This is a genomic window from Kitasatospora sp. NPDC093102, assembly GCF_040683915.1.
Lineage (GTDB): Bacteria > Actinomycetota > Actinomycetes > Streptomycetales > Streptomycetaceae > Kitasatospora.
The window spans coordinates 1-1,524 of record NZ_JBFBFA010000140.1 but is presented as its reverse complement, the minus strand read 5'-3'; the positions used below and the strand labels follow the sequence as shown (position 1 = coordinate 1,524).

Here is a 1,524-nt window from a genome sequence, read left to right as displayed (position 1 = left end):
CGGACGGCTCGTCATCGGTGACGTCATGGGCGAGACCCGCTTCGTGAAACTCATCGGCGAACAGGGCAGACGATGGGTCCGAGTGGCCGTGAATGCAGGGTCGTTTCAAAGTCCTGGTGAGCGCGTGAGTCCGCAGGTCACGGCGATGCAGGGATCCATGCTGGGCCGTCACGAACGCATCGAAGCTCCGGTTGAACGGGGTGACCTTCCCAAGTCGCCCTGAACCGCCGGAGCTTCGATGTGCCGCCAGTCTGCCACCGTCTGCCTGATCAAGTCGCCCGCTCTGGAGGGCGTGGCGGGATTGTCGCTGGTGGAGCGGTTGCGACTGCTGCCCGATCCGCGCCGACGCCGAGGGGTGCGTCACCCGTTCGTGGCGGTGCTGCTGGTCGCCGCCTCGGCGGTGGTCGCCGGTGCGCGCTCGTACGCGGCCATCGGCCAGTGGTCCGCGAACGCTCCGCAACACGCCCTCGCCCGGCTGGGCGCCAGGCTCGTGGGCGCACTGGGCGTTCGCGTCGCACCGAGCGCCGCCACGATCCGGCGAGTCATCGCCCTGGTCTGCCCGGGCGGTCTGGCCGACCTGACCGGCGCCGATCCGCTCGGCTCGGACTCGATCGCCGTGGACGGAAAAGCCACTCGCGGCTCCCGAAACGGCACCTCGCCCGCCGCTCACCTGCTGGCCGCGATGACCGGCGACGGCCGGACCGTCACCCAGCTGCGGGTGTCCGACAAGACCAACGAGATCACCTGCTTCACCGCACTGCTGGAGCCCTACGACCTGACCGGAATCACGGTCACCGCCGACGCCCTGCACACCCAGCGCGCCCACGTCCGATTCCTGGTCGAGGAGAAGAAGGCCCACTACCTGCTCGTGGTCAAGGCCAACCAGCCCGAACTGCACCGCCGGCTCCGGTCGTTGCCCTGGAAAGACGTCACCGCCCGCCGCTATGACCGCGAGACCGGCCACGGCCGCAAGGAGACCCGCGCGACCAGAGCCCTCACCGTCACCGACCTCGGTCTGGACTTCCCCCACGCCGTCCAGGCCGCACGCATCCTGCGCTACCGCACCGACCTCAAGACCGGCGCGGTCAGCCGCCAGACCATCTACGCGATCACCGACCTGAGCTCGCACCAGGCCTCGCCCCAGCGCCTCGGCCAACTCGCCAGGTCACAATGGACCATCGAAAACCGGCTCCACTACGTCCGCGACACCACCTTCGCCGAGGACGCCTCGAAGATCCGCACCGGCCACGGCCCCGAGAACATGGCGACCCTGCGCAACCTGGCGATCAACACGCTGCGGCAGCACGGGCACCGTAACATCGCCGCCGGCCTCCGGCACGCCTCCTACGAACCCTTCAGTCGCCCGCTCGACCTCCTCGGCATCACCTGACCAGCACACTCACAAGATCACCAGACTTTGCAACAGCCCTGGCCGTGAATGAGCCCGGCTGGAACGCCGTAGCCATCGATATTTTGGTAGGCCCGAAGTTTCAGTAGGCGTCATTCCCAGAGTTAGACCGTGAG

1 protein-coding gene and 1 pseudogene are annotated in these 1,524 nt (G+C 68.0%); both read left to right on the top strand.

All coding sequences use genetic code 11. From position 1 onward, the window contains the following. Nucleotides 1-223, top strand: a pseudogene (locus tag AB0O11_RS39330) (hypothetical protein); the annotation flags it as partial. Nucleotides 224-238: 15 nt separating this feature from the next. Further along, the gene (locus tag AB0O11_RS39325) at nt 239-1,390 is read left to right on the top strand and encodes an ISAs1 family transposase (protein WP_363397425.1); all 1,152 of its coding nucleotides are present in this window, start codon (nt 239-241) and stop codon (nt 1,388-1,390) included. Nucleotides 1,391-1,524: the final 134 nt, after the last annotated feature.

What these genes read in the sequence shown, in the direction of transcription:
- AB0O11_RS39325 (WP_363397425.1), top strand. Translation starts at nt 239, where the DNA reads ATGTGCCGCCAGTCTGCCACCGTCTGCCTGATCAAGTCGCCCGCTCTG.